This is a genomic window from Mesorhizobium sp. P160219 (genome assembly GCF_057786095.1).
In genome coordinates, this window is sequence record NZ_JBYNWG010000001.1 from 4,227,018 (window position 1) to 4,248,323 (window position 21,306).

Below are 21,306 nucleotides of genomic sequence, written 5' to 3' on the forward strand. Positions count from 1 at the left end.
ACGGATGATCCTGTTGCGCACTCTCGGCCTCATGCTGGTGTTCCTGGTGGCAAGCCTATTGCCGTCGAACGCAGCCGAAGCCGATCTGCGCGCCATCGTCGCCAAATTCGCCACGGGCACGGGCTTTGCCGCCACTGAGGCCGTCGTGCGCGAACTTGCCGCCACCGGCGATCCGCTGGTCGAGCGCCCGCTTGCAGCGCTCGCCGAAGGCAACCTTTACATCCGTAAAGCCGATTCAGCCGTCTTCGTCGGCAGTGAGGCCGCCGACAGCGTCACGCTGCTCGACCCGCTGAGTGGCGAGAAAGCCGGCGACGCCCCCAAGGCCGACATCACGAAGATCAAGGTCAACAACACGCTGCGTCGTGTCATCCGAGATGCACTGGGAACGCTGACGTTGCGCGCGAAAGATCCTTCTGTCCGCATCGCCGCCGCCGACACCATGTTCAAGACCCCCGATGCCGCCAATATCGAGCCGCTCGATGCAGCCATCGCCGCCGAGACCGACGCCAAGGTCAAGGCATTGTTCGAACAGGCGCGCGCGGCATCGGTGCTGGTCTCCGACAAGCCGGAGGCCGACAAGCTTGCCGCCATTGCCCTGATCGGCGCGCGCGGCGACCGCGACGCGGTCTCGCTGCTCACCGCGGTCGAGGCCAATGCGCAAGGCGCGGTCAAGGATGCCGCGACGGCGGCAATCGCCAGCATCAATTCGAGCCTGGCGCTGTGGGATGCCGGCCAGAACATATGGTACGGCATCTCGCTTGGCTCGGTGCTGCTGCTGGCCGCCATCGGCCTCGCCATCACCTTCGGCGTCATGGGCGTCATCAACATGGCGCATGGCGAGATGGTGATGCTCGGCGCCTACACCACCTTCGTCGTCCAGCAGGTGATCCGAACCTCATTCCCCGGCCTGTTCGACTGGTCGCTGGTGATCGCGCTGCCGCTCGCCTTCCTGGTTGCCGCTTCCGTCGGCCTGATCATCGAGCGCGGCGTCATCCGTTTCCTCTACGGCCGGCCGCTGGAAACGCTGCTCGCAACCTGGGGCGTCTCGCTTGTCCTGCAGCAGGCGGTGCGCTCGATCTTCGGACCGACCAACCAGGAGGTCGGCAACCCCTCCTGGATGTCGGGATCGTTCGATGTCGGCCAACTCGCCGTCACCTGGAACCGCCTCTGGATCCTGGTCTTCGCGCTCACCGTCTTCGGCGTGCTGCTCTTTGTTATGAAGCGCACGCCCTGGGGCCTTCAGATGCGCGCCGTCACCGCCAACCGCCGCATGGCCGCCTCGATGGGCATCAGGACGCCTTGGGTCGATGCGCTGACCTTTGCGCTCGGCTCCGGCATTGCCGGCATTGCCGGCGTCGCGCTCAGCCAGATCGACAATGTCTCGCCCAATCTCGGCCGCGGCTACATCATCGACAGCTTCATGGTCGTGGTCTTCGGCGGCGTCGGCAATCTCTGGGGCACGCTGGTCGGCGCCTTCTCGCTCGGCATCGTCAACAAGGTTCTCGAACCCTATGCTGGCGCGGTGCTCGGCAAGATCGTCGTGCTGGTGCTGATCATCCTGTTCATCCAGAAGCGCCCGCGCGGCCTGTTCGCGCTCAAGGGCAGGGCGGTGGAAACATGATCACGGGACGCTTCTTCGCCGCGGGTGCCGACCGTCGCATCGCCATCACTATTTTCATCCTGCTGACGGCCGCCATTATCGTGCCGCTGCTCAACCTCGCAGTGTCGCCGCAAAGCGCGTTCTATATTCCGTCCTACATCGTCGCGTTGACGGGCAAGTACCTCTGCTATGCATTGCTTGCCTTGGCGCTCGATCTCGTCTGGGGCTATTGCGGCATCCTCTCGCTCGGCCATGGCGCCTTCTTCGCCCTCGGCGGCTATGCGATGGGCATGTACCTCATGCGCCAGATCGGCTCGCGCGGCGTTTACGGCAATCCGATCCTGCCCGATTTCATGGTGTTCCTGAACTACAAGGAATTGCCCTGGTTCTGGACCGGTTTCGACCACTTCTGGTTCGCCGCCATCATGGTGCTGGCGGTGCCCGGCCTGCTCGCCTTCGTCTTCGGCTGGTTCGCCTTTCGCAGCCGCGTCACCGGCGTCTATCTCTCCATCATCACCCAGGCGATGACCTACGCGCTGCTGCTCGCCTTCTTCCGCAACGACATGGGTTTCGGCGGCAACAACGGCTTGACCGATTTCAAGGATATTCTGGGCTTCAACGTGCAGGCCGACGCCACCCGCTCGGCCCTGTTTGCCGCCAGCGCCATCATACTCGCGCTCGCCGTCTTCATCACCTGGGCGATCGTCGGCTCCAAATACGGCAAGCTGCTAATGGCGGTGCGCGACGCCGAGAGCCGCACCCGCTTCCTCGGCTGGCGGGCGGAGAACGTGAAGCTGTTTGCCTTCACCGTCTCGGCTGTCATGGCCGGCATCGCCGGCGCGCTCTATGTGCCGCAGGTCGGTATCATCAATCCCGGCGAATTCGAGCCGTCCAATTCCATCGAAGTCGTGATCTGGGCAGCCGTCGGTGGGCGCGGCACCATTGTCGGCCCGATCGTCGGCGCGCTGCTGGTCAACGCCGGCAAATCCTGGTTCACCGGCCTGCTGCCGGAGTTCTGGCTGTTTGCGCTCGGCGGCCTGTTCGTCGCCGTAACCCTGTTCCTGCCCAAGGGCATCGTCGGCATGTGGGATTCCTGGCGCGGTAACGCTCGGGCGATGCGGGCTGCAGCGATTGCAGAGGAAGCGGGCACAGACCCTGATGCCGCGCCGCCATTGAAGATCGTGCGCAGCGCAGCAACAACGCCCGGTGCCTGGTCCGCGTCCGGGCCTGAACCGCAGCCGGCGGAATAGAGCGATGTCGAAGTCCAACACCATCCTCTATCTCGACGGCGTCTCGGTCTCCTTCGACGGTTTCCGCGCCATCAACAATCTGTCGCTGGTGCTCGACAAGGGCGAGATGCGCGCCATCATCGGTCCCAACGGCGCCGGCAAGACGACGATGATGGACATCGTCACCGGCAAGACCCGGCCCGACGAGGGCGAAGTGTTCTTCGACGGCCAGGTCGATCTGACCCGGCACGACGAGGCGGAGATCGCCATGATGGGCATCGGCCGCAAATTCCAGAAGCCGACCGTCTTCGAAAGCCACAGCGTCGAAGACAATCTGATGCTGGCGCTGAAGGGCCCGCGCTCGATCTTTCCGGCGCTGTTCCATCGCCGCTCGGCCGCCGAAGCCAGACAGATCGACGACATCCTCGGCATCATCCGGCTGGGCGACAAGCGCCACGATCTGGCAGCCAATCTCAGCCATGGCCAGAAACAGTGGCTGGAGATCGGCATGCTGCTGGCGCAGGACCCGAAGCTGCTTTTGGTTGACGAGCCGGTCGCAGGGATGACCGATGCCGAGACCGAGGAAACCGCGCGGCTGCTCAAGGACATAGCGCGCGACCATTCGGTCATCGTCGTCGAGCACGACATGCATTTCGTGCGCGAACTCGGCGTCAAGGTCACCTGCCTGCATGAGGGCTCGGTGCTGTCGGAAGGCTCGCTCGATTTCGTCTCGGCCGACGAGCGGGTCGTCGAAGTTTATCTCGGGAGATGAGCATGGTCTGGCGGGTGCAATTCCATCGCTTCGACTTTTCGTTCCTCCGCTTCTGGAGAAGGCGCTGACATGCTCGAAGTTTCCAACGCCACGCTCCATTACGGCGCTGCTCAGGCGTTGCGCGGTGTGTCGCTGACGGCGGGTGCCGGCAAGATCACCTGCGTGCTCGGCCGCAACGGCGTCGGCAAGACCAGTTTGATGAGATCGATCGTCGGCCACCACCGGCTGACGAGCGGAAGCGTTGCCTTCGAGGGGAAGGCGCTCGACCGGAGCGCGGCGTATGATCGCGCCCGGTCGGGCATCGCATTCATACCGCAGGGCAGGGAGATCTTTCCGCTGCTGACGGTGCGCGAAAACCTGGAGTCCGGCTTTGCGCCGTTGAAGCGCGCCGACCGCAACGTGCCGGCGCATGTCTTCGAACTGTTTCCGGTGCTGAAGCAGATGCTGGGGCGGCGCGGCGGCGATCTCTCAGGCGGCCAGCAGCAGCAGCTCGCCATCGGCCGGGCGCTCGTCATGCGGCCGAAACTGCTGGTGCTCGACGAGCCGACCGAAGGCATCCAGCCCTCGATCATCAAGGACATCGGCCGCGCCATCCGCTATTTGCGCGATCAGGCCGGCATTGCGGTGCTTCTGGTCGAGCAATATCTCGATTTCTGCCGCGAGCTCGCCGACGAGGTCAACATCATGGACCGCGGCCAGATCGTCCACACCGGCCCGGCCGAAGATCTCGACCGGGCGGACGTCAGGAAGTTTCTGACGGTTTAACGCAGGTCGACGGCTGCACGGATCGTACACGTCGAAGATTGGCTGAAATGCCCACAATCACTTCGTCATTCTAGGGCGGAGCAAGGAGCGGAGCGACGCGCGCAGACCCTAGAATCCATGCCGCGACATCAGCCAAAGAGTGCCGCGATGCAGAACAAGATCGCTTCTGCGGCACATTGGCCATTCCACATTCTGCACCGTTAATGACGCTTCTTCGTCCCGGCATGGATCCCTGGGTCTTCGCTCCGCTTCGCGTCGCTACGCCCAAGGATGATGAAGTCGCGAAGGTCCGCACCCGTTGCGTCGGACTTTCGTCCGAGGCCGCCACACTCTGGCACGCCGAATACTACATGCTAGTCTTTCCTAGGCCTCGGTGAGTCGGCCGCTTCCGTATCAGTCTGGTTCTGTAGCAGATCGAGGGAATATGCTGGCTCAGCCTGCAAGTTCCACGCAAGCAAGCCACCCTAGCTTCCCTCGCAGTTCTGATTGTCGGTCAATGCGTTCAGATAATCTTGCCAGGAGAATGGGCTATGGAACGGTTCGTCGAGGACCACCAGAAACGACGGCTGACAGAGCGTGTCGACATCATCACCGCCATCAACATTCTGCGCTCGCAAGGCTACCAGCAGGATGAGCTGATCGGCGAAATCACCAAGGTTTTCTACGTCGACCTCGACACTTACAACGAGATCGTCATAGCGGCCTAAAAGCGCGTCGCGCCTGAACGGCCTCATGCGACGCGCTTTGGGGTGTTGTTTTACGTGTGGTGAGGTTCAGGCCGGCTGAATATCAGCCCAGCCTACCCGGCGCGCCGGAAGGCGAGCACACGGTTGCGGCCGCCGCGCTTGGCGCCGTAAAGCGCTTTGTCGGCGGCGCTGAGCACCTTGTCGAATTTGGTGCCGCCCTCGCTGCCGAAGGCGTAGCCGGCGCTGACCGTGCAGGACAGCAGGCGGGTCTCGGTATCGATCCGGCGCATGGCAAAACTGGCCCGGATCCGCTCGGCTATGAATTCCACCTTTTCAGGCAAGGTGCGATCGAGCACCAATGCAAATTCCTCTCCGCCCATGCGCGCGGCGACATCGCCCGGCTGGAGATTGGCGGTCAAATCCTTGGCGAACAGTTTCAGCACCTCGTCGCCGGTGGCATGGCCGAACTCGTCATTTATCGCCTTGAAGCCGTCGAGATCGAACACGATCACGGCGGTGAAGGACCGGACAGGTGTTTTGCCGTGCAGATCGAACAAAGCGCGCCGGTTGAGCAGTCCGGTCAGCGGATCGGTCAGCGCTTCGCGGCGATGATACTGCGCCAGGCGTCCCTGGTTGAGCGCCAGCGAGAGCGCGCCGATGCCGGTCATGCACGCGATGACGACGATGAGGCTGAAATCCTCGGCCCAGTTGCTCGGCGCATGGCCAAGCACCAGCCTGCCATCCCAGACAAGTGCACCGGAGCACAGCACGAAGGAAATTGCGGTGGCTGTGTAGAGCCCGGCAATGCCGAGGATCGGGGCAGGGAATTCGGTGCGGCCCTTCCAGTATTCATAGGCCGTCGCAAACAAAAGCAGCGCGGCGAAGGCATTCTCCAGCATGAAGCCCAGCCCGTCATAGCCAAGCGCCATCGGCGGCAAGGCGACTGCCAGCGAGACGCCGGCGCCGACAGCAATGCGGGGCAGCGGTGACCTCCCTGTCGTGAACTGATGGGCAGCGCCCAGCATGGTCGCGAAGCCGAGCAGCAGGAACGTGAAGCTGGCGAGGCCGAGCAGGCGTCCGGGCGCGTCGATATAGGCCTGGTAGGCGAAGACGTCGGCGACGATCAGAAGCACGCTGACCGCCCAGGTCAGCAGGAATTTTTCCGAGCGCGCGGTAAGCCAAATGCCGAACAGCGTCAGGCCGAGGCAAGCGGCGGAAAACCCGACAGCCAACAGAAGGGAACTGTAGTCGAGCGACATGCCCTCGTCCTTGCGCGCGGCGGCCGGCCTATAGAAAGGACCCGCACCGGATTTATGCAGGAAGGAGGTATCGATAAGGTTACGATGCGCATAAGCTATCACGCTTCTGTTGATCGTAGCAATTCTGGGTTGAAACCCTTTTCAAGGGAAAGCGCTACCCGGATTTCCGGGAAAACCGGTCCGCACTTTTCCTGGAATTGCTCCTAATGCATGTCGCCCAGAAGTGTGCCGCGGTTCTGGGACAACGGCATGCATCAAGACAAAGACTTAAGACTTAAATCGCGCCGTATGAATCCGTTTCAGCGCGACGCGCTTTAACCGATCAGCTCACTCGCTTCATCAGCGCCATGGCGCCGAACGGCGCGCGCACCTTGCCCTCGGTGATGAAGTAGACGAACACGTCGCGGGGTTTCACCGGCGCGTCGAAAGTCGGATCGGCGCGCCGCAGATCGGCCGGCTGCTTGCCTTGCGCCCAGGTCTTCACCCGCGCTGCCCATTCGTCCAGGCCCTTCGGCGTATAGCAATCCGGATTGTCGTCGCTGCCGGTCTGCAGCCGCGCATAGATAAAATCGCCGGTGATGTCGGCGATACCAGGATATTTGGCATGGTCGGCATAGACGATCGCCGCCTTGTATTTGCGCGCCAGGCCCACAAATTCCGGCACGCTGAAACTGTCGTTGCGCACTTCCAGCGCATGGCGCAGCGCCACGCCATCCTGCTTTTCCGGCAGCAGCTTCAGGAAGGCCTCGAAATCGTCGGCGTCGAACTTTTTCGTCGGCGCGAACTGCCAAAGGATCGGGCCCAGCTTGTCGCCCAGCGCGGCAATGCCGGAGCCGAGGAAGCGCGTCATGGACTCGCCGGCTTCGCCAAGCACGCGCCGGTTGGTGACGAAGCGATTGCCCTTCAGCGAATAGACGAAACCGTCCGGCGCCTCGCCCGCCCATTTGACGAAGGTCGGCTCCTTGAAGCTGGAATAGTAGGTGCCATTGACCTCGATGCTCGGTACCTGGCGGGTGGCGTAACTTAGCTGTTTGGCCTTGGAAAGCTTGTCCGGGTAGAAAGACGTATCCCAGGGTTCGAAAGTCCAGCCGCCCATCCCGGCGCGGATTGTTCCTTGGCTGATCATCGTCTTCCTCCCAGTTCTAAAAATGCGGTCAGGCTATTTTTCCAATCGGTTTGATCATGTCGACCACGGTCCATCCGGGACGGTGGGGATTGGCTCGGCGGCCCGTTTCGTGGAAGCCATAGGCCGTATAGATCTCGATGTTCCGCTCCATGCGCGAATTGGTGTAGAGCCGCACCTCCGGCACACCCCATAGCCGCGCCTGTTCCTGGGCGAAGTCGAGCAGCGCGGTGCCGAGTTTCCTGCCCTGGAAAGCGGGGGAGACCGCGACGCTGAAGATCATCGCATGATCGGGATGGCGCTCAATAACGATCAGCCCGGCGAGTTCCGCGCCGCTCTCCAAGAGCCAGACCTCGCCACGCTCGATGCGTGGCGCATAGTCCTCGGTGACTGGGAGCGGCGGCGCGCCTAACAGGGGCGTGTAGTGCTCATAGGCGGTCTGCGTCAGCGAGACGACTGCGTCGAGATCACCGGCAAGCGCCTGTCGGACTGTCATTCAAAGCTCTCCAGGCGCCCGACCGGTCTGTCAGTTACTCCGCCGCTTCGCGCTTGCCTCCGGGCCGCCGCTCCAAAAGCTCCTTCAGGAACTGGCCGGTGTAGCTGCGCTTTTCGCGCACGATGGCTTCCGGTGTGCCCTGTGCCACCAGTTCGCCACCGCCATCGCCGCCTTCGGGGCCGAGGTCGAGCACCCAGTCGGCGGTCTTGATGACTTCGAGATTGTGCTCGATGACCACCACCGTGTTGCCCTGGTCGACCAGTTCGTGAAGCACTTCCAGCAACTTGGCGACGTCGTGGAAGTGCAGGCCGGTGGTCGGCTCGTCGAGGATGTAGAGCGTCTTGCCGGTCGCCTTGCGCGACAATTCCTTGGCGAGCTTGATGCGCTGCGCCTCGCCGCCCGACAGCGTCGTCGCCTGCTGGCCGATATGGATGTAGCCGAGGCCGACCTGCTTCAGCGTCTCCAGCTTGTCGCGCACCCCGGGCACGGCGGCAAAGAAATCGACGCCTTCCTCGACCGTCATGTCCAGGACGTCCGCGATCGACTTGCCCTTGAACACGACATCCAGCGTCTCGCGGTTGTAGCGCTTGCCGTGGCAGACGTCGCACGTGACGTAGACGTCGGGCAGGAAGTGCATCTCGATCTTGATGACGCCGTCGCCTTGGCAGGCCTCGCAGCGGCCGCCCTTCACGTTGAAGGAGAAGCGGCCCGGCTGATAGCCGCGGGCCTTGGCCTCGGGCAACCCGGCAAACCAGTCGCGGATCGGTGTGAAGGCGCCGGTGTAGGTGGCCGGGTTCGAACGCGGTGTGCGGCCGATCGGCGACTGGTCGATGTCGATGACCTTGTCGAGGAATTCGAGGCCCTCGATGCGGTCGTGATCGGCCGGATGCTCGCGCGAGCCCATGATGCGGCGCGACGCCGCCTTGAACAGCGTCTCGATCAGGAAGGTCGATTTGCCGCCGCCAGACACGCCGGTGACGGCGGTAAAAGTGCCGAGCGGGATTTCGGCAGTGACGTTCTTGAGATTGTTGCCGCGCGCGCCGACGATCTTCAGCCGGCGGTTTTTCTTGGCCTCGCGCCTGACACCGGGCGTGGCGACTTCGAGCGCGCCCGACAGATATTTACCGGTGATCGAGTTGGGATTGGCCATCACCTGCTGCGGCGTGCCCTGGGCGATGATCTCGCCGCCATGAATGCCGGCGGCCGGACCCATGTCTACGACATAATCGGCATGCAGGATGGCGTCCTCGTCATGCTCGACGACGATCACCGTGTTGCCGATGTCGCGCAGATGCTTGAGCGTGTCGAGCAGGCGGGCATTGTCGCGCTGGTGCAGGCCGATCGACGGCTCGTCCAGCACATAGAGCACGCCGGTGAGGCCGGAGCCGATCTGCGACGCCAGCCTTATGCGCTGGCTCTCGCCGCCCGACAGCGTGCCGGAATTGCGCGACAGCGTCAGATAGTCGAGGCCGACATCGTTGAGGAAGCGCAGGCGGTCACGGATTTCCTTGAGAACGCGCACCGCGATCTCGTTCTGCTGGTCGTTGAGATGTGGCGGCAGTTCGGTGAACCACTGGTCGGCCTTGCGGATCGACAGCTCTGTGACTTCGCCGATATGCTTGCCGGCGATCTTCACCGCCAGCGCTTCCGGCTTCAGCCGGTATCCCTTGCAGACCGGGCAGGGCGTCGCCGACATGAAGCGCTCGATCTCCTCGCGCATCCAGGCGGATTCGGTTTCCTTCCACCGCCGTTCGAGATTGGGAATGACGCCCTCGAACGTCTTGGTGGTCTTGTAGGAGCGCAGGCCGTCATCATATTGGAAGGTGACCTCGCGCTCGCCGGTGCCGCGCAGGACGGCTTCCTTGGCCTCTTCGGTCAGGTCTTTGAACTTGTCGCCGAGCTTGAAGCCGTATGCCTTGCCCAGCGCTTCCAGCGTCTGCGCATAATAGGGCGAGGTCGATTTCGCCCACGGGCTGACGGCGCCGTCGCGCAGCGAGACGTTTTCGTCCGGCACGATCAGGCTGGCGTCGATGGCGCGCTGATTGCCGAGGCCGTCGCAGGTCGGGCAGGCGCCGAACGGGTTGTTGAACGAGAACAGCCTGGGCTCGATCTCCGGAATGGTGAAGCCGGAAACCGGGCAGGCGAATTTTTCCGAGAACAGGATGCGCTCATGCGTCTCGTTCTTCGATTTGTTGACCGAGTCCTCGCCGGTCTGGCTGGCGTCGAGCGGCCGGTCGGCGAACTCGGCCACCGCCAGCCCTTCGGCGAGCTTCAGCGCCGTTTCGATGAAATCGGCAAGCCGTGTCGCCAGGTCGCCGCGCACGACGATGCGGTCGACGACGACGTCGATGTCGTGCTTGTACTTCTTGTCCAACGCCGGCACATCGGCGATCTCATAGAAGACGCCGTCGACCTTGACGCGCTGAAAGCCCTTCTTCTGCAGCTCCAGCAGTTCCTTGCGATACTCGCCCTTGCGGCCGCGCACGATCGGCGCCAGCAGGAAAAGGCGCGTGCCTTCCTCGACCGCCAGCACCCGGTCGACCATCTGTGAAACCGTCTGGCTCTCGATCGGCAGGCCGGTCGCCGGCGAATAGGGGATGCCGACGCGCGCGAACAGCAAGCGCATGTAGTCGTAGATCTCGGTGACGGTGCCGACCGTCGAACGCGGGTTCTTCGACGTGGTCTTCTGCTCGATCGAGATGGCCGGCGACAGGCCGTCGATCTGGTCGACATCCGGCTTCTGCATCATTTCGAGGAACTGGCGCGCATAAGCCGACAGGCTCTCGACGTAACGGCGCTGGCCCTCGGCATAGATGGTGTCGAAAGCAAGCGACGATTTGCCGGAGCCCGACAGGCCGGTCATGACGATCAGGCTGTCACGCGGCAGGTCGAGATCGACATTCTTTAGGTTGTGTTCGCGTGCCCCGCGAATGGAAAGGTATTTATGGTCGGCCATCGCCGGTCGCCGCCTCAGGTCTGGTGTCAGTGGGATCGGCGGGTTTTCCCGGCCATTCCCTATGTAGGTATTTTTGCCGCCACGTCGAGAGACGCCACACTTCTCGACCAAAGCCGTTTAACCGTCTTTCGCGCGAACGGGCAAGCGGAAAGAACAAAGACCGAACACGCTCCTGACAAAGCTGTGCAGAAACTGACAAGGGTGTTTCAGAAACTGACCCTGACGTAAGCTCCCGGCGATCACATTTTCCGTAACCGGCTATTCAAGGTTGACGCCGTCGAATCAGGGGCGCACTCTGCCGGAGTCAACGGAGCCGGCCGTCTTTGATGGCCTCGCCGCCCATAGCGGCCTGCGAGACGCCGCAGGTTTTTGCGATTTGTGCTTCGGATTGACACCAGTCGCAACGGACATAGGAGCGGAGCATGACGCCACCGGATAGTCCCTTGAGGCTCCACCTGCTAGTGGAGCCGCGGCGGGCATAAGTGCCAGGTAGTTTCAAGGCATTGGAGTGTATGCGTCCAAACGAACGCATCGCGTCAGTCCAACAAACCACCAGACAAACCGTGACCTGCCGAATCCCACAAAAATCAGAGACGGCTAGTCGGATCGTCGGCTGAATGCCGCGAAGCATCCGAAATCAAAGTCGGTATAACACTACCGGCAGTTTGGATTTGGAATCCAAAAAAAGCCCCGACCGTTAGCGGAAGCAACGGCGGGGCTGTTCTTTTGCGAGGAAGTCGTCGGCGCAGGCTTTCTCTCCCGTATAGTAGCTGGGAGAAGGGGCTACCGGCGCGGCGGCTTGATCCCACCCGTGCCGACATCGACAGTGATGCTGCCGGAAATCCTGACATCGGTGTCGCCGATCTTGAACGTGCCGTTCTCGACGGCAGGCAGCGCGTCGTCCGGCTCCGGCTGCGGCGCGGGCTTGGCGATGCGGTAGTCGCCGGCCACGCCGGGCAGGGCGCCTTTCCGCGACGTGCTGGTGCTGCCCCCGGCAAAGGCCATGCTCGATGTCGCCGCCGTGATGGCAATGGCTATGGTCAGTCTGTTCAGGTGGTAGCGCATGGCAAGACTATAGTGCCGCGCTCAAGGCGAGGCCAGACCAGCGGCGTTGAAATTGAGGGAACACCGGCCTGCATTCAATCCGCCGATCAGGCCGCTGCCTGCTTGCGGGTGTCGAAGACGTGGTCGACGAGGCCCCAGTCCTTGGCCTCCTTCGCGGTCATGAAGAAATCGCGGTCGAGTGTGCGTTCGACCTCTTCGTGGGTGCGGCCGCAATGGTGAGCGTAGAGGTCGGCCATGTGCCGCTTGGTGCGCAAAATGCCTTCGGCATGGCGCTGGATGTCGGAGGCCTGGCCCTGGAAGCCGCCCAGAGGCTGGTGCAGCACGATGCTGGCATTGGGCAGCGCGATGCGCCGCCCCGGCGTTCCCGCCATCAGCAGGAAGGAGGCCATCGACGCGGCAAAGCCCATGCACACGGTCGACACCGGGCAGCTGACATATTGCATCGTGTCGTAGATGGCGAAGCCGCTGGTCACCACGCCGCCCGGCGAGTTGATGTAGAGCGAGATCTCCTTGTCGGGATTGTCCGATTCCAGCGACAGGAGCTGGGCGCAGACCAGCGCCGACATGCCGTCATTGATCTCGCCATTGACGAAGATGATGCGCTCGCGCAGCAGCCGCGAGAAAATGTCGAAGGCACGTTCGCCGCGGCTCGATTGCTCGATCACCATCGGCACCAGATTGGCAAAGCCGCTCATCTCATTGTCTCCGTTTTGATTTTTCCGGGTCAGGCAGCGCGCAGCAACAGGCGTGGCGCGTTGGCGGCGACAGGCGGTTTGGGCTTGTATGCGCGCAGCCAGAGCCGGCAGCCGGCGCCGGCCATCGCGACCGCAGGCGTCAGGACAAACCCGTCATGGACGATGCGCAGATGCGTGCCGCCGGAAACGGTGCGGGCGAGTGTGAAGGTGACGATGCTCTCCAGCTCCTCGCGGTTGGCGTCGCCGGAACGCTCGCGCCAGGAATAGCGCAGCAGGCGCCCCGGTTCGGCATCGAGCACTTCGCACTCGATCGGCTTCTCAGGCCCGGCAAAGGCAAAGCGGCTGCCGGTTTCCGGATTGATGTCGTTCGGCATCATCCATTCCGCCAAGAGGTCCGGCACGGTCAGTGCCCGCCACACTTTTTCCGGTGCGTCCGGCAGATCGCATTCGAAGGCGAGGGCATCCTTGGCGGTCTGCGTCTGCTTTTCGTCGGTCATTGGTCCATGTCCTTCAAAACGGCCTTCAGTCTTTCGATGCGCTCCGGCCAGAATGCGCGGTAGCGTTCGATCCAGCCGAGCAGCGGCTCGAGCCCTTGCGGATCGGCGCGATAGTAGGCGTTGCGGCCGGCGCGTCTTTCGCTGACCAGGCCTGCGCCGCGCAGCACGGCAAGGTGCTGCGACACCGCCGGCTGCGACACGCTCATGCCGGTGCGCAACTCCGACACGCTCATCTCGCCGGAAGTCAGCCGCTCGTAGACGGCGCGTCGCGTCGGGTCGGCCAGGGCGCGAAAAATCTCTGCTTCGATCATGGCAAAAGCATAAGTCGATACTTATCGATTTGGCAAGGGGTGTTTTGAATGCCGCGTATTGATTGGATCCTGCCGGGCCTCTAAGCCGTGGGGAACAAGATGGGCCGATCATCGCGAGGCAGGAGTAGTATTTATGAATTCCAACGTCGATCTTTCGTCCGCCGAGAACCTCAACGAGGCTCTGAGGCTCTATCGCCGCCTCGTACTCGGTATAGGAGCGATCGCCGTCATCGGTTTCGTGGCCGTGATCTTGTTGGCCAAGCTGGGTACGGCGCTATCCCCGCCATACGGGATTTACATCTTCGGCGAAGGATTGGGGACCTGGGGCCTGATCGCGGTGGTAGCGGCGCTCGTCGCTCAGGTGTGGTGGCACGGGCGCGCGATCGGGAAATTGCTGAATGACCCGGCTCTGAAATCTGAACCTGCAGTCGGGCTGATGTCGGCGCCAACCGTGATCGCACAGCGCGCCCATGCATGGGCATGGAGTGGAGCGGCTTTTCCGGTCCGTTGCCACCAGCTAAAAAACGGCGCTGACGACACCGCTTCTCGCCCCTGCGTGTCAGCTAAATCCACGCGCCCGCGTCGGCGATTGCTGCCATTCCTTGACAATCCGTGGTTAACAGTATAGGAACGAAAAGGGAACAAAAACCTTGTGGGAAAAGCCAGCCGCGGCAAGCCAGGATTGTGCGCGGCCTGTAAGGTGAACGACTTGAAATTTGTTTCGGATGAGCACGGAGAAGTGTCATGGCGGGTAGCGTCAACAAGGTCATTCTGGTCGGTAACCTCGGCGCGGACCCTGAAATCCGCCGCCTGAATTCCGGTGATCCGGTCGTCAACATCCGCATCGCCACGTCGGAAAGCTGGCGCGACAAGAACTCCGGCGAGCGCAAGGAAAAGACCGAATGGCACAACGTGGTCATTTTCAATGACCAGATCGCCAAGGTCGCCGAGCAGTACCTGAAGAAGGGCATGAAGGTTTACGTCGAAGGCCAGCTGCAGACACGCAAATGGCAAGACCAGACCGGCGCCGACAAGTACACGACCGAGGTCGTGCTGCAGAAATTCCGCGGCGAGCTGCAGATGCTCGATTCTCGCGGCGAGGGCGGCGGTCAGGTCGGCAACTATGCCGGCGGCGGCGCGAGCCGTGGCTCGGATTTCGGCCAGTCTGGCCCCAATGAGAGCTTCAACCGCGGCGGCAATAGCGGTGGCGGCGGTTCCAAGGGCGGCGGTGGCGGCGGCTCGTCGCGCGAACTGGACGACGAAATCCCGTTCTGAGCTGACGATAGTCAGCGATATCTGAGGAGAGGGTGCGATGTCGCTCGGACCGCTTCTATCGGCGCGCCCTCCCATTCCATGGCACGCCTTCGCGGCCCTTGCCGCGCTGGCCGTTGGCGCTACGCAACTGGCGCTGCCGAAAGGCACGACGCGTCATCGTGTCGTCGGCTATGCCTGGGCGGCGCTGATGATGGTCGTCGCCATCTCCAGTTTCTGGATCCAGCAGATACGCCTCGTCGGTCCGTTCAGCCCGATCCATCTCTTGTCGATTTTAGTGTTGATCGCCGTGCCGCTTGCGGTCTGGCACGCGCATATGCATCGGGTCGCCAAACATCGCAGGGTGATGATATCGCTGTATGTTTTCGCCCTGATCGGCGCCGGCGTGTTCACGCTGCTGCCGGGGCGGATCATGCACACGGTCGTCTTCGGCCAGTGACGCTTTCTGAAAGGAAGATTGCCGTGAAAGCACGGATTAAATGGGTCGAGGAGCGCACCTTCGTCGGCGAGTCCGGCAGCGGCCACAAACTGGTGCTGGGGACCGCCCCCGGGCCGGAAGGCAAGACGCCAGGTCCGAGCCCGATGGAGCTGGTGCTGATCGGCACCGGCGGCTGCTCGGCCTATGATGTCGTCCACATCCTCGAAAAAGGCCGCGAGGCGATCGAGGACTGTGTTGTAGAACTCGACGCCGACCGGGCCGAAACCGACCCCAAAGTCTTCACCCGCATCCATATGCATTTCATCGTCACGGGCCACGCGCTGTCGCGCGACAAGGTCCAGCGCGCCATCAACCTGTCGATCGAGAAATACTGCTCGGCCTCGGCCATGCTGGCCAAGACGGCTGTCATCACTCACGATTTCGAGGTCGTCGATACGGCGGTGGAGTAGGGGCTGCCGCTTACCCCGCCATCAGCGCCTTGATGCCATCCGCGACGAACTGAACCGCAAGCGCGGCCAGGATGACGCCGAGCAGGCGGGTGAGGATCGAGCGGCCGGTCTGGCCGAGGATGCGGTCGATGCGCTCCGACAACACGAACACCAGATAGGTGATGGCAAGGCAGACGAAGATGATGCCGACCAGCGCCGCTTGTGCTGCAAAACCCTGAAACGAGCCCGACAGTAGCACAGTCGCCGAAATCGCACCGGGGCCGGCGATCAGCGGGATCGCCAGCGGGAAGGCCGCGATGTTGTGGATCATGTCCTTGGTGATGGCGACGTCGCCGATCTTCTCCTTGCGGTCCTGGCGGCGCTCAAACACCATTTCGAAAGCGATGAAGAACAGCAAAAACCCGCCGGCGACGCGGAAAGCCGGCAGCGTGATGCCGAACACCGACAGGATGGAGGCCCCGGCCACCGCAAACAGCGCCATCACCAGGAAGCCGATGATCGAGGCGCGCACCGAGACCTGCTGACGTTCCTCGCGGTTCATGCCGCGTGTCACCGCGAGGAAGAGCGGCGCGAGACCTGGCGGGTCGATGGTCACCAGAATGGTGACGAAGGCGTTGAACAGGCTGTCGAAACTCGGCATCGCTGACCCCTCCCGCCGGGCCGGACCCCTGCGCCACGATAGTGGTAGAGCAAAGCCTGGCCGGTGGGAACCGTCTGAGATGCCGATACCGGAGATGCCGGCTATGTTAGGCGGCAGCGTTGCAATAGGCCTCCAGGCGATAGCCGTCGGGATCGACGATGAAGGCAGCGTAATAGTCCTCGCCATAGTCGGCGCGCAGGCCCGGCGCGCCATTGTCGCTGCCGCCTACACGCAAGGCGGCGGCATGGAAGGCGACGACACTCTGCCTCGTCGGCGCGGCAAAGCAGAAATGCAGACCGGACTTCTCGTCCGATGGCACTGGCCGCTCCGCGTCGTTCACCCACAGCGCGACGGCTTGCGCACCATAACCCAGTGAGCCTGGCGACTGGCCGAGGCAGGAATAACCGAGCGGCTTTAGCGCGGCATCGTAGAAGGGCTTCGAAACGTTGGTGTCGCGGACGCCGATCGAGACATGGTCAAGCATGTTTTTTCACCTTTTTTGCAATATGTTGCGTCATCAGTCCTGGGCGACGCGGCGCGCCAGGAACTCGACTTCGAGACGCCATGTCTTGCCATCGTCGTGCGAACGCTCGCCGAGCCAGCGGAAGCTGTCCTTGGTGATGCGCGAAAAGCTCCAGCGGACCGAGGAACCAGTGCCGTCGGCGCCGACCTGCACAATCGTGTCGCCTTCGGCGCGACCAAGCTGGCGGCTGTAGTATTGGTTGCGCGGGTCGCTCCAGAAGATGTGCCAGGCATCCGAGCCGGGATCATAGGCCCGCAGCGTTGTGCCATAGAAAGTCCATTTGCCGAGAGAAGGCGAGGGGCCGGCATCCCGCGCGGGCAGGATCCATACATCCTGGATCGCCCTGCCTTCCAGGACCCAGCCGAAATGCACCTCGCCGCGTCCGGTGAGAACCGTGCCGTCCTCGAGATGGCGCGTGGCCTCGAATGTCCAGGCGCCGACGAAGCGGCCGTAGAGATCCAGCTTTTCAGCCAGGCCGGGATTGGGGCCGTCGCTGTGGAGCGCTTCGGCAAAGGAGGATGCACCGATCATACTTGCTGCCTTCGTTGTGTCAGGAGGCTGCAAGCGATAGGCCCCGGCAGGGTGTCGCGCTTGGGAAAAATTGCTATCTTTCAAGCCATGACGACGAGCCAACAAAACCTGGCATCGGGGCAGGGTTGGTATGTCTGTGACGTGCTGTGCACGGCCGGCGCCGGCGACCGCCCGTTCGAGGAGGCGCACGACACCTTCTGCGTTGCCGCTGTCACCAGCGGCACCTTCCACTACCGCACCAGGCAAGGCGCCGCCATGCTGGCGCCGGGCGCGATCCTGCTCGGCAATGTCGGCGCCTGCTATGAATGCGGGCATGAGCATGGCGCCGGCGACCGTTGCCTGTCCTTCCACTTCGCTCCGGCCTATCTCGACCGCATCGCCAGCGACGTGCCCGGCGCGAGCAAGCTCGCCTTCGGCGTGCCGCATATGCCGCCCTTGCCGGCGCTGGCATCGCTGCTGGCCGAGGCGGAAGCGGCGCGCGAGATGGTCGACATCGACGCCTTTGAAGAGCTTGGCCTGCGAATTGCGGGCGCAGCACTGGCAGTTGCCGGCGCAGCACTGCCTGTGGCCAGCGATGCGGTGCCTGGCGTTCGACCGCCGAGCCGCCGCGACCAGAAACGGGTTGCTGAGGCGGTGCGGCAGATCGAGCTCAATGCCGACAGGCCGGTCTCGCTTTCCGAGCTTGCCTGCGCGACGGCGACCAGCCCGTATCATTTCCTGCGCACCTTCCGGCAGGTCGCCGGCATGACGCCCTATCAGTTTCTGCTGAGAACCCGGCTGCACCGCGCGGCGGTGCGGCTGCGCATGTCAGGCGATGCCATCTCGGCAATCGCCTTCGAGGCCGGTTTCAACGATTTGTCGACGTTCAACCGCCGTTTCCGGCGCGTCATGGGTGAGACGCCCGGCGACTATCGCGCCCGGCGGGTGGCTACCCGCTGACGCGTCTGTCTGCCTCCAGATAAGCTGTTGGCTTGGAAAACTGTCCTTCGCAGGCTTTTGCCCCTGGCGGCGGCGAATGCGTTATGGCCAAATCGTCGCAATCAGAGGTATCCATTTGAATTTACCACTGAAATCCTCATTGGAAAAGCACCACGAATATTGGAGTTTCGGCCGTGCTTCCTATATAAGCGGTCAGTGATTCCTGATTAGATTGTGATCCGATTTGACCGACCAAAAACCCCCGCGCGGCGCCGACGGCGGCCCCACCGGCATCGAGCCCATCTCCATCATCGAGGAGATGCAGAGCTCCTACCTCTCTTATGCCATGAGCGTCATCGTCAGCCGTGCGCTGCCCGATGTACGCGACGGCCTGAAGCCGGTTCACCGCCGCATTCTCTATGCGGCGCATGAGAGCGGCTATCACTGGAACCGCAAATATGTGAAGTCGGCCCGCCCGGTCGCCGACGTGATGGGTAAATACCATCCGCATGGCGACGCCTCGATCTACGACGCCTTAGTGCGCATGGCGCAGGACTGGTCGCTGCGCGTTCCGCTGATCGACGGGCAGGGTAATTTCGGCTCCATCGACGGCGATCCGCCGGCGGCGATGCGCTACACCGAATCGCGGCTGACCAAGGTCGCACATGAGCTGCTGGAGGACATCGACAAGGAAACCGTCGATTTCCAGGAGACTTATGACGCCTCCGACACCGAGCCGAAGGTGCTGCCGGCTCGCTTCCCCAACCTTCTGGTCAACGGTTCCGGCGGCATTGCCGTCGGCATGGCCACCAATATTCCGCCGCATAATCTGGCCGAGATCTGCAACGGCGCCATCGCCATCATCGACAATCCGGCGATCGATTTGCCGGCGCTGATGGAGATCATTCCGGGTCCCGATTTCCCGACCGGCGGCATCGTGCTCGGCCGTTCCGGCATCTACAGCGCCTATGCGACGGGTCGTGGCTCCATCGTCATGCGCGGCAAGGTCAATGTCGAGCAGCGCGGCAACGACCGTGAATCGATCATCATCACGGAAGTCCCGTACCAGGTGAACAAGGCCTCGATGATCGAGAAAATGGCCGAGCTGGTGCGCGACAAGCGCATCGAAGGCATTTCCGACATTCGCGACGAAAGCGACCGCCAGGGCTACCGCGTCGTCATCGAGCTGAAGCGCGACGCTGTCGCCGACGTCATTCTCAACCAGCTTTACCGCTTCACGCCGCTGCAAACCTCCTTCGGCGCCAATATGGTGGCGCTGAACGGCGGCAAGCCGGAAGTGATGAACCTGACCGACATGCTGAAGGCGTTTGTCAGCTTCCGCGAAGAGGTGATTAGCCGGCGCACGAAATTCCTGCTGCGCAAGGCGCGCGACCGCGCCCACGTGCTGGTCGGCCTCGCCATCGCCGTCGCCAACATCGACGAAGTGATCAAGCTGATCCGCACCGCGCCCGATCCGCAGACGGCGCGCGAGCAGTTGATGGAGCGGCGCTGGCCCTCCGGGGACGTGGAGTCATTGATTCTGCTTATCGACGATCCGCGCCATCGCATCAATGAGGATGGCACCTACAACCTCTCCGAGGAACAGGCGCGCGCAATCCTCGAACTGCGCCTGCAGCGCCTGACCGCGCTCGGCCGTGACGAAATCGCCGACGAGCTGAACACGATCGGCGACGAGATCAAGGATTACCTCGACATTCTGTCGTCCCGCGCCCGCATCCAGCAGATCGTCAAGGACGAGCTTGCCGCCGTGCGCGACGAGTTCGGCACGCCGCGCCGCACCGAGCTCACCGACGGCGGCGCCGACATGGAAGACGAGGACCTGATCCAGCGCGAGGACATGGTCGTCACCGTCAGCCATTCCGGCTACATCAAGCGCGTGCCGCTGTCGCTCTACCGGGCGCAACGCCGCGGCGGCAAGGGCCGCTCCGGTATGTCGACCAAGGAAGAGGATTTCGTCACCCGGCTGTTTGTGGCCAACACGCATACGCCGGTGCTGTTCTTCTCCTCGCGCGGCATCGTCTACAAGGAAAAGGTCTGGCGGCTGCCAATCGGCAATCCGCAGTCGCGCGGCAAGGCGCTGATCAACATGCTGCCGCTGGAGCAGGGCGAGCGCATCACCACCATCATGCCGCTGCCCGAGGACGAGACCAGCTGGGGCGAACTCGACGTCATGTTCGCCACCACGCGCGGCACCGTGCGCCGCAACAAGCTGTCCGAATTCGTCCAGGTCAACCGCAATGGCAAGATCGCCATGAAGCTGGAGGAGGAGGGCGACGAGATTCTCGGCGTCGAGACCTGCACAGACAATGACGATGTGCTTTTGACCGCCAGCTCCGGCCAGTGCATCCGCTTCCGCGTTGGCGATGTGCGCGTCTTCCAGAGCCGCAATTCGGTCGGCGTGCGCGGCATAAGCATGGCCGAGACCGACCGCATCATCTCCATGTCGGTCATCGAGCATGTCGATGCTTCACCGGCGGAACGCTCCGCCTACCTCAAGCGGGCAGCACTGGAGCGGCGGCTTGCCGCCGAGGTGACCGGCGAGGAAGAAGAGATTGCACTCACCAATGAGGAGATTGGCGAGGAGACTGAGCTTTCCGACAGCCGTTACGAAGAGCTCAAGGCGCATGAGCAGTATGTGCTGACGGTGACCGAATATGGCTACGGCAAGCGCTCGTCATCCTACGATTTCCGCCTGACCGGACGCGGCGGCAAAGGCATCCGCGCCACCGACGTGTCGAAGGTGGCCGAGATCGGCCAGCTGGTGGCGACTTTCCCGGTCGGCAATGACGACCAGATCATGCTGGTTTCGGATGGCGGCACGGTCATCCGGGTGCCGGTCAACGGTATCCGTTTCGCCAGCCGCGCGACCAAGGGCGTGACCATCTTCAACACCGCCGAAGGCGAGAAGGTGGTTTCGGTCGAACGGATTTCGGAGCCGCAGGCCGACGAGGATGTCGAAGAGGGTGTCATTGAGGCCGGCGCCGGAGATGCCGTACCGGACAGCACCGAATAGGTTTGAGCAACAACGCCGGCCCGATGGGCCGGCGCAAACAAGAAAC

22 protein-coding genes are annotated in these 21,306 nt (G+C 62.8%); 11 read left to right on the forward strand and 11 right to left on the reverse strand.

The window, feature by feature from the left end:
• Window positions 1-4: 4 nt before the first annotated feature.
• From urtB to AC3EMP_RS20420, 5 genes are all read left to right on the forward strand, one after another.
• Complete coding sequence (urtB, locus tag AC3EMP_RS20400; RefSeq protein WP_023684622.1) at window positions 5-1,621, forward strand: urea ABC transporter permease subunit UrtB; 1,617 nt, start codon at window positions 5-7, stop codon at window positions 1,619-1,621.
• Window positions 1,618-2,850 carry an urea ABC transporter permease subunit UrtC gene (urtC, locus tag AC3EMP_RS20405; protein ID WP_023688641.1) on the forward strand — a complete coding sequence of 411 codons (1,233 nt, stop codon included), beginning with the start codon at window positions 1,618-1,620 and terminating at the stop codon, window positions 2,848-2,850. Before urtB ends, urtC begins: the two co-directional genes overlap by 4 nt.
• A 4-nt stretch (window positions 2,851-2,854) precedes the next feature.
• Window positions 2,855-3,601, forward strand: a complete 747-nt coding sequence (gene urtD, locus AC3EMP_RS20410; protein ID WP_023696501.1) for an urea ABC transporter ATP-binding protein UrtD — start codon at window positions 2,855-2,857, stop codon at window positions 3,599-3,601.
• Between the two features lie 69 nt (window positions 3,602-3,670).
• Window positions 3,671-4,366, forward strand: coding sequence for an urea ABC transporter ATP-binding subunit UrtE (gene urtE, locus AC3EMP_RS20415; protein ID WP_023700798.1), 696 nt, complete (start codon window positions 3,671-3,673; stop codon window positions 4,364-4,366).
• A 530-nt stretch (window positions 4,367-4,896) separates the two neighbouring features.
• On the forward strand, window positions 4,897-5,073 hold the full coding sequence (locus AC3EMP_RS20420; RefSeq protein ID WP_023670936.1) for a hypothetical protein: 177 nt from the start codon (window positions 4,897-4,899) through the stop codon (window positions 5,071-5,073).
• Window positions 5,074-5,165: 92 nt separating this feature from the next.
• Here AC3EMP_RS20420 and AC3EMP_RS20425 read toward each other — a convergent pair whose 3' ends face one another.
• The 8 genes from AC3EMP_RS20425 to AC3EMP_RS20460 form a co-directional block, all read right to left on the reverse strand.
• Window positions 5,166-6,311, reverse strand: coding sequence for a GGDEF domain-containing protein (locus AC3EMP_RS20425; RefSeq protein WP_023688638.1), 1,146 nt, complete (start codon window positions 6,309-6,311; stop codon window positions 5,166-5,168).
• Between the two features lie 322 nt (window positions 6,312-6,633).
• Window positions 6,634-7,437 (reverse strand): DUF72 domain-containing protein, encoded by an 804-nt coding sequence (locus AC3EMP_RS20430; RefSeq protein WP_023670938.1) that lies wholly within the window; start codon window positions 7,435-7,437, stop codon window positions 6,634-6,636.
• Window positions 7,438-7,465: 28 nt separating this feature from the next.
• The gene (locus AC3EMP_RS20435) at window positions 7,466-7,930 is read right to left on the reverse strand and encodes a GNAT family N-acetyltransferase (protein ID WP_023688637.1); all 465 of its coding nucleotides are present in this window, start codon (window positions 7,928-7,930) and stop codon (window positions 7,466-7,468) included.
• Window positions 7,931-7,964: 34 nt separating this feature from the next.
• The gene (gene uvrA / locus AC3EMP_RS20440; RefSeq protein ID WP_488494664.1) at window positions 7,965-10,886 is read right to left on the reverse strand and encodes an excinuclease ABC subunit UvrA; all 2,922 of its coding nucleotides are present in this window, start codon (window positions 10,884-10,886) and stop codon (window positions 7,965-7,967) included.
• A 783-nt stretch (window positions 10,887-11,669) separates the two neighbouring features.
• Window positions 11,670-11,891, reverse strand: a complete 222-nt coding sequence (locus tag AC3EMP_RS20445) for a hypothetical protein (protein WP_245261915.1) — start codon at window positions 11,889-11,891, stop codon at window positions 11,670-11,672.
• A 146-nt stretch (window positions 11,892-12,037) separates the two neighbouring features.
• Window positions 12,038-12,646 (reverse strand): ATP-dependent Clp protease proteolytic subunit, encoded by a 609-nt coding sequence (locus AC3EMP_RS20450; protein ID WP_023684630.1) that lies wholly within the window; start codon window positions 12,644-12,646, stop codon window positions 12,038-12,040.
• Between the two features lie 29 nt (window positions 12,647-12,675).
• Window positions 12,676-13,143, reverse strand: a complete 468-nt coding sequence (locus AC3EMP_RS20455) for an SRPBCC family protein (RefSeq protein ID WP_023696505.1) — start codon at window positions 13,141-13,143, stop codon at window positions 12,676-12,678.
• On the reverse strand, window positions 13,140-13,454 hold the full coding sequence (locus AC3EMP_RS20460) for an ArsR/SmtB family transcription factor (protein ID WP_023670944.1): 315 nt from the start codon (window positions 13,452-13,454) through the stop codon (window positions 13,140-13,142). Before AC3EMP_RS20460 ends, AC3EMP_RS20455 begins: the two co-directional genes overlap by 4 nt.
• A 133-nt stretch (window positions 13,455-13,587) precedes the next feature.
• On the opposite strand from AC3EMP_RS20460, the gene AC3EMP_RS20465 reads away from it, so the two are divergent.
• The 4 genes from AC3EMP_RS20465 to AC3EMP_RS20480 all read left to right on the forward strand — a co-directional run bounded on the left by AC3EMP_RS20465 (window position 13,588) and on the right by AC3EMP_RS20480 (window position 15,614).
• Window positions 13,588-14,082, forward strand: coding sequence for a hypothetical protein (locus AC3EMP_RS20465; RefSeq protein WP_023715843.1), 495 nt, complete (start codon window positions 13,588-13,590; stop codon window positions 14,080-14,082).
• 116 nt (window positions 14,083-14,198) lie between these two features.
• The gene (gene ssb, locus AC3EMP_RS20470) at window positions 14,199-14,729 is read left to right on the forward strand and encodes a single-stranded DNA-binding protein (protein WP_023715842.1); all 531 of its coding nucleotides are present in this window, start codon (window positions 14,199-14,201) and stop codon (window positions 14,727-14,729) included.
• 37 nt (window positions 14,730-14,766) lie between these two features.
• On the forward strand, window positions 14,767-15,165 hold the full coding sequence (locus AC3EMP_RS20475; protein ID WP_023726685.1) for a DUF2306 domain-containing protein: 399 nt from the start codon (window positions 14,767-14,769) through the stop codon (window positions 15,163-15,165).
• Window positions 15,166-15,188: 23 nt separating this feature from the next.
• On the forward strand, window positions 15,189-15,614 hold the full coding sequence (locus tag AC3EMP_RS20480; RefSeq protein WP_023706191.1) for an OsmC family protein: 426 nt from the start codon (window positions 15,189-15,191) through the stop codon (window positions 15,612-15,614).
• A gap of 10 nt (window positions 15,615-15,624) precedes the next feature.
• Here the strand turns inward: AC3EMP_RS20480 and AC3EMP_RS20485 are convergent, their stop codons facing one another.
• From AC3EMP_RS20485 to AC3EMP_RS20495, 3 genes are all read right to left on the reverse strand, one after another.
• Window positions 15,625-16,254 carry a MarC family protein gene (locus AC3EMP_RS20485; protein WP_023670949.1) on the reverse strand — a complete coding sequence of 210 codons (630 nt, stop codon included), beginning with the start codon at window positions 16,252-16,254 and terminating at the stop codon, window positions 15,625-15,627.
• A 106-nt stretch (window positions 16,255-16,360) separates the two neighbouring features.
• Window positions 16,361-16,738: a VOC family protein gene (locus tag AC3EMP_RS20490; protein WP_352711965.1), complete on the reverse strand. Its 378-nt coding sequence runs from the start codon at window positions 16,736-16,738 to the stop codon at window positions 16,361-16,363.
• 33 nt (window positions 16,739-16,771) lie between these two features.
• Window positions 16,772-17,308 (reverse strand): hypothetical protein, encoded by a 537-nt coding sequence (locus AC3EMP_RS20495; RefSeq protein ID WP_352711963.1) that lies wholly within the window; start codon window positions 17,306-17,308, stop codon window positions 16,772-16,774.
• An 87-nt stretch (window positions 17,309-17,395) separates the two neighbouring features.
• Here AC3EMP_RS20495 and AC3EMP_RS20500 point away from each other — a divergent pair, with 87 nt between their 5' ends.
• Both AC3EMP_RS20500 and gyrA read left to right on the forward strand, forming a co-directional pair.
• On the forward strand, window positions 17,396-18,247 hold the full coding sequence (locus AC3EMP_RS20500; RefSeq protein ID WP_352711962.1) for a helix-turn-helix transcriptional regulator: 852 nt from the start codon (window positions 17,396-17,398) through the stop codon (window positions 18,245-18,247).
• 223 nt (window positions 18,248-18,470) lie between these two features.
• A complete protein-coding gene (gyrA, locus tag AC3EMP_RS20505) occupies window positions 18,471-21,260 on the forward strand; it encodes a DNA gyrase subunit A (RefSeq protein ID WP_023696506.1) in 2,790 nt (929 codons plus the stop codon).
• Window positions 21,261-21,306 lie beyond the last annotated feature (46 nt).